This window comes from Calothrix sp. CBUCES-K 9914 (assembly GCF_059640475.1).
In genome coordinates, this window is record NZ_JBXXZH010000356.1 from 1 (window position 1) to 7,258 (window position 7,258).

The 7,258-nt window shown below is 39.2% G+C and carries 4 protein-coding genes; 3 read left to right on the forward strand and 1 reads right to left on the reverse strand.

The features are described from left to right. Window positions 1-154: 154 nt before the first annotated feature. Window positions 155-463, reverse strand: a complete 309-nt coding sequence (locus tag AC2JBO_RS41050) for a type II toxin-antitoxin system HigB family toxin (protein ID WP_496959379.1) — start codon at window positions 461-463, stop codon at window positions 155-157. 594 nt (window positions 464-1,057) lie between these two features. Between AC2JBO_RS41050 and AC2JBO_RS41055 the strand changes: the two genes are divergently transcribed. The 3 genes from AC2JBO_RS41055 to AC2JBO_RS41065 all read left to right on the forward strand — a co-directional run bounded on the left by AC2JBO_RS41055 (window position 1,058) and on the right by AC2JBO_RS41065 (window position 7,238). Then, a complete protein-coding gene (locus AC2JBO_RS41055; protein ID WP_496959380.1) occupies window positions 1,058-2,131 on the forward strand; it encodes a restriction endonuclease-related protein in 1,074 nt (357 codons plus the stop codon). A 66-nt stretch (window positions 2,132-2,197) separates the two neighbouring features. After that, a complete protein-coding gene (locus AC2JBO_RS41060) occupies window positions 2,198-5,374 on the forward strand; it encodes a pPIWI_RE_Z domain-containing protein (protein WP_496959381.1) in 3,177 nt (1,058 codons plus the stop codon). Then, a complete protein-coding gene (locus tag AC2JBO_RS41065; protein WP_496959382.1) occupies window positions 5,364-7,238 on the forward strand; it encodes a pPIWI_RE module domain-containing protein in 1,875 nt (624 codons plus the stop codon). The genes AC2JBO_RS41060 and AC2JBO_RS41065 overlap by 11 nt, the downstream gene beginning before the upstream one ends. The last annotated feature ends 20 nt before the right edge of the window (window positions 7,239-7,258 follow it).

Here is a 7,258-nt window from a genome sequence, read left to right on the forward strand (position 1 = left end):
TTCAGATTTTATGGGGCGCGGGGGGAAGGATATGAGTAAGTTGGTGTAACTGGTGTTTTCGTTAGCCATTTTATCTCTGTTATTATACTTAGTTTTTTTTTAGATTAGTGATTTATCAATCTTTGTTCGGACTATAATATTATTTTAAATAATCTTAACTATCAAACCATTCGTCATCCTTCCATTTTTCTTCATCGTATTCAGCATGAGTCAGGAAGTCGCGAATAAATATTATTTGTTTTTTATAGTCAATGTAGGTTATTAACCTATATTGATTTCCTCCAATATTAAAGACAACGAAGTTTTTTACTTGGTCGGGATTAAAAAGAGAAGTAGCTTTTACATCCGCAAAACTATTCCATTCTTGCGCTTTTACAAGCTTCTTCCACGCTCGTAAACCTGGTTCAGCATTGGGATGCTTTTCGTAACCTTTCTTGAGCGTGGTTTCTTTGATGATACGCATATATTTGGGCTTCCTCTAGATAAAAAAGTACACATAGTTTCACTCTCCTTCAGTTGTTATGTAACACAAACGCATTTAAATTCTAGGCGCCAATTCTTGCGAGGGTTAAAGCCACAAAACCATTGCCCAGTAAACATTCTAAAAATAAGATGCGTTTGTTATCAATATCTTAGCAAAATGCGAAGTTAAAATGCAAGTGCTAGTTTTTGAGTATTATTGCTTATAGATGTAGGCGCCAACTATATGGCGCAAAGTAACACAAGTAGAAAGCTAACTATATAGTGAGCATTCAGCTTGATATTGCTGCTGGTATGTAAATGCGTACCGCTACATAAAATTCGGCGCCCGTTAATACCATATAGATGATAGATGTGAAGCCGCTCTACGTGTAATTTCCGGCGCTATCGATGGCGACCGGACACTGGGTTTTTAACCATTGGCACCTTCATTCAGAACAAAGTCTTTGTCTGGGACACGACACGCCACACGCGACAGTATCTTGAAGAACATTTACATTTTTTTTCATTTTTCACAACACAAACTATAAAATAAGAGTTACTATTATAAAAATTATATTTTTTGGGATAGTAACTTGTGGTCAAGCTCGATATACCCACACTAGAGCAAATTTCGGCAGGACTCATTAGAGTACAGGCGAACCAGGGTAGGGTTTATCCTTACCCCAAGGACTTGCAACTCGGTTACGACAAAGTTGTTCTAGCATTTTTACTTGGCTCCGAACCTGAGTCGGCGCCGTCTAGCGTTCCCGAATTTTACGAACTTTGCTCTCAACCTTTTGCTGAGTGGGGAGTGTCTGTTGACGAGGACGAAATAGATGAGAACGAATCTTTACTTTTTTTAGGAGAGCCAACAGAATTAACAATAGAGTTAGCTGAAGCTTTTGGCGGAAGCGTACTCAGCCAAGAACAAACAAAAATTGCAACCGCATTATTTCAGCACTGTAAATCGCACCCAAGAGGAACAGAAATTTATACTTTGTTCCGCAGGTTTATTATCGAACATCCTGTTTTGTCTAATTTGGAGTTTGTTAAAGCTAAAGGAGATTTTGGACTTGGTATTGGACTTGAGGATTTATTAGAGGAATGCTACGAGCCTGTACCTAATTGCTATGAGTTAGATGGAAACTTTTATGCTTGTCCTTACTGTAATGCAATAGCTGGAATTAATCCTCAAAAAGAGGTTATTGCTAACGCTAGCTGCAACCGCTGTCCTCCTGGGCGCCGACTGAAGCGTAAAACTAAACTACCATTAGAAACGCTCAAACTTAAGCGTGGTATCGAGCGCTTCTGGTTTTACCCAGGACGTGCAGAAATTCAACTTTACCAGAGACTGATAGATTTGGGGGTACATGTTGAACTTTACCCAGAGTGCGACCGCTACGATTTAAAAATCCAGTTTAAATCAAAAGAAGTATGGGCACTAGATATAAAAGACTACTCCAATCCCTACTTATTAGCTAGAAATTTAGGTGATGAACCAATACCTAGCGAACCCGAATGGGATGAAGGATACATTGTTATCCCCGCAGAACGCAAAAAAGACCGTCCAGCTTATTTAAAAGAACTCAAATCCCGATGGCGATGGTCAAATATTAAACCTATTTTCGACGACGCAATAGTAGCACTAGTCAAGAAAAAAATTGTTTAGAGGTAACTCTTTATAGTTCGAGAAAAGATAGAAAAATATTAACATCACCCCACCCCCCTATTAGCCATGAGAGACACAAGGTCTTGGCGCTATAAAGCGATAGAATCCCTACAAAAACAAACTTCTTTAGCTAAAGACCAAATCGAAGCATTACTCGATTTGGAACTATGTCTCTTTGCTATTGAAAAACTAGGGATTCAATCATCCATCGAAACAGCTATTTCCCTGTGGTTACTAATTTCTAACCGATATTACCTATTTCCACCTTTAGCCAATTTAATATCTACACCAGAAGCAAAAAGAACATTATTCAACCTTAGACAACTTGTCCCCTACCTCAGCAACGAAGAAATTACAGAAAAGTTCATTAAAATCTACAACCAAATCCCCGATAAATATCGAGCTTATGAGATAGATGATAAAACATATCGCTTTGCTCGTAAATCCATGCCTGCTATTTGGGGAAATCGCTTTGAACGTTTTGAAGAATTACTAAATAATAAACTCAAATATCGCCAGCGCACAGTTAAATACGCCACACCAGGAAAAGAATATCGCTTCCGTTCCGGCGAAAATACTTACAGCGTGAGGATTCCCAAAGAGTTACCTTCATACCCAGGTAAAGTAATATCAGTACATCGTGAACATAATAAACCTATAAAGATTACACGAGAAGAAATGGAATCAGCAGCCAATCTTCTTGATGCCAAGTGTGGAGAAAACCATAAACAACGCCTTGAAAATATTGTCCTAGAACAGTTTCAAGGAATGGGATTTGCAGAAATAAATACCATTGAATTTGATGGAGTAAAAAACTTAGTTGGACTACTTAACGCGGGTAAATCTACCTTAATAGAAATCCTCACCGTCGCAGTTGCCCATAAAGGACACCGCGTTGGGATTGTATTTAACGAGGTAGCAACCTGTCTGCGAATGGCAAGTCTACTCAAAAAAGTCAACTTACGAGTATCAGTAGTTATTGGTCAAAGAAGTCGCGAAAATCACCTTAAAAACTGGCATAGTGTCGATGGGGGAATGGATGGTTTTACTCATCTATCCACAGCTTGTCCCCTTAGCCAATACTTTCAGCCCTCAAATCCCCCCACTCCTCCCTGCTTTGATTTGCGAGAAGTCACAGATACTGAAGACGAGAATCATAACGGTGTAAAAGTTTGCCCTTTAATTGGTAAATGTCCTAGACATCGAGATGTAAACGAACTGAGTACTGCTGATGTCATATTAACTACAGTCGCCGCGACAATTCATACTCGCCCCCTACCTCACGTCAGTCCGCAGTCAATTACTTATTACGAACTGATGTACCGCACCTGTAGCGTCGTGTTCTTTGACGAATGCGATTTCTTACAATCTAACCTCGACTCAACATTCCTCCCCGCAATCAAATTAATTGAAAAAGGAAGCAACGGGTTCCTCGACCAAGTAGTTACCTGGACGCGAACGACTAAATTCCGCAATTCTCGCAACGACCTGCGACAGCTAATTTTTGGTCAATTTAATCACGCGCTGCAAAACGCTGATAGTCTTGTTGACAATATATGTACGCAGTTGCAATTATCACCATCAGAAAGCGAATGGTTGGCGGAAAATTTCTTTACATGTTCTTCTCTCGCAAGGGAGTTTGTATTAGATATTGCCACGGCTGAGGGTATAGATGTTGAGTCTCCCACCTTTATTCTCGACAAAAACCCCGTTTATCAAGAGTTGGCAACATTTCTCCAAGGCGCCTGGAAAAATTCTTGGCTTGCTGAGTATGCAATGCGACTTAATCATGAAAACTACCAAGAACAGCAGGAAACAATTACTAAGATACAAAACGAACTGACTAAAAAAGGTTGGTTGAAGAAAATTAAAGATAAACGGGAGTTTTGTTGTCGGTTTGCGCTATTCCTGAAACTAGTTCTATTTGTGTCATTTTTCCAACAAGCAATTAAAACAGCATACGCATTGGAACAGCAAGTAGACGGTGCTTCGGAAGTTGTTTTCTTTAACCGCATTCCTCGCGATTTTTATGGGTTAATACCTGGACTTGCATCTGGTTTAGTTTGCGGATTTAAGCTTGAACGCCAGGAGAATCAATTAACACTGTGGTACTTCCAAGCACTGGGACAAGGACGCTGGCTTTTAGAGCATTTCTCTGAGGTATTTGCGGATGAAGGCACTCAAGGCGCCCATGCTTTGTTACTCAGTGGTACTAGTTGGGCGGGTAAGAGTCCTTTGTATCATGTTGAACGCCCTGTTGACTATTTGCTACGTCCCAAGGTCAAGAAAGCAGTAGAGGTAATTTCTCAAAGTAACTTTTACTTTAACCCTTGTTTTTATCCAGACGGTGAACCAGTGTGGGTTTCGGGAGCAAAAAATAATAAGGACGAAGCTTTATTACAAATAGTGCGTTCCCTACTGCGTCAAACAGACATGCTCCAACGCGATTTTGACGCTTTACAAGAAGGTCGAAAGCGTTTGATTTGGTATGTTAACAGCTACGAGCAAGCTAATTTTGTTTTGTCAGCCATTAAAAGTATTGATACTAACTTTTATTGGAGAGACAAAGTGGGAGCATTAACTGCAAGCTCGCCACTAGAAGAAATTGACGAATCATTAGTTCCGCGCGCAAATGTAGAAAACTTTGCTGATACGAACTTGATGATTTTAATTACACCAATATCGGCAATTGGGCGAGGTAAAAATATTTTAAATCAATCGGGATTAAGCGCATTTGGTGGAGCGTATTTTCTGGTTCGTCCCCACCCTGCACCCGATGACCTAGATTATAAATTTCGCCTTGCGCTATGGTCAGAAAGAAAGAAAATAGGTATTGAACGTGATGGAGATTTTATTGATGTTTGTAACTCATGGCGGAGCGAAGGTTATGGTATTTTTCTGAAAAGTTTAGATACAGAATTGCGCTACTCTTATAAAGGGCTATCAAAAGATGTACGCGAAGGGTTAATTTGGAGTTTAATGGTACTAACTTGGCAAGCGATAGCCCGAACAATTCGCGGTAATCAGCCTACTTTAGTCCGTTTTATTGATGCTGCATGGGCGCCTAACCTGGCTAAGAAAAAACCCGAAACAGAACAAGATTCTTTACTCAAAGGCTTTAAATACGTCTTGCAACCCTATTTTGGCAGAACCAAAACAGGCTACGACCAGAGCGACATCGCCTTAGTGCGTTCACTTTACGAACCATTTTATCGTGCATTGGAGAAAATAGATGGCATTTAATTCGATACAGCTATTCGCTTTGCAAATACCAACTCAAATTTCACTCGAAGAAGATTTATATGCATTACCTCTTCCAAAAAAATGGCGAGATTTATTTTGTCAATTGCAGCAATACAAACACAAGAGAAAGCACATTCTCCCACCCATTCAATCTCTCAACCAAGCCTTAACCCTTGCTCTCGACGCGGAAGTTTTATTTCCTTGTGCCAATATATTGAGTGGGAAATCAATTGCCAATTGGTTTTACACCAAAACAGATGAAATTGACACTGACTATATCGCTAATGTTGTCAGAAACTGGTTGAATCTCTCCTTTAAAAAAGTCAATTGTTTGACAGCAAATGATATGCAAACAATTCAATCTCTATCGGGTAGTGACTTACAATTCATAAAAGTGCAACTTCCAGACCCAATCTGGACAATTAAAGATAGCGAATTAATTATTGACCCTTTATGCTACAGCTTAATTCCTTATTTGGTCGCTAAGGCAATAGTTGCTGACCCGCTACCCTTAATGGCGCCCAGCAACAATAAAGTATTTGAAGAAATGAAATTCTATGAGTGTATAGTCGAACAATCTAGCGCCCAAGAACTGATAAGCTGGCCGCCAAGACTCATTACTAAAAATAGAAAGAAAAAAGATAGTGAAGGGAAAGAAGATAGCGAAGAGAAAGAAGAAATAGCACATTATTACTCTTTCTTACTTAGATTTTCCCTTCAATACAACGCGGATGGAGAACCTTATCTTAATTGTGATTACGGTGTTCGACGTTGGGTAAATTGGGAATTACGCTATCTCAGTTCTGGTAAAACAGTTTATATTAAGCCTAAAAACTCTCAAAGATTTGCACCGTGTAAGCTAAAGTATATGGGAGAAGAAAGAGGTGTAGATTTTGAAGGAAACCTTGTAAATTTACTGAATATCCTGAACCGTAAAGAAAAATTTACCGCTACTGAGGTAATGCAAACACCCTACAAAAATAATGATTTAGCTTGGGGTGTAGTTTACGGCAACACAATATCGCGTTCACACAATGCAGAAGATGGACTCTTCCCCATCGATAATGAAATATTTCATAAAGCATGTTTAGAGCGTATCCAAAATAAACTCGGTCAAGGATTTTCTTCTGTAGAGCCTTATTTGCGTTGCGATAGTGAGAAAATACATACATTACCTCGTAAAGCATACAATAAGGTCAAAGATTTTATCAAAGCGCATTTTGCATTACTTCACGAAGCTCCACCGTTTTATATCCCGCCAAATATAAAATTGGTATTATTAGCTCAGAGTAAGGATGCAGAAGAGTTAATCTATCCTCTCGCGAAAAAATATGGAATTGATGATGTTACTGTACTTGGTCTTGGTGAAAACGGCGCCGAGCTATCTGGAAAAAATTGGAAGAAAGACTGTGAAAACAGAATCAAAGCAATTCAAAAAACCTTACCAAAATCACCACCAGACAAAATAACATTAACATTAATTGAAATCCTACCCAAAAAAGCCTTTTGGCAAAATGCCAAGAAAGACCCTAAACCTTGCTTTCGTCCAGCGTTAGCAATGCTCGATAGCGTTACCGACCACTTTGAGCCAAAGGATGAGAAGGATATTGCTGATGTATTCAATCTTGAAGAACTTAATCTCGAATCAAATATAACGTCTGCAAATACTAAAGCTAAATCTACTAAAAATAAACTTCCTAAAAATAAACTTCCTAAGAGTGAATTCGCTCATCGTATGGAATCATCCCTCAAAAGTGGGTTATCAATGGCAGGTGCATATATTTACCCCGAATGCGTTGCGGACAACTTCCCAACAGATGCCAATACTGCTCGGTTAAGGGAAATAGAGGTAAAAAAGTACTAAACATAGTTCGCGTTTATAAA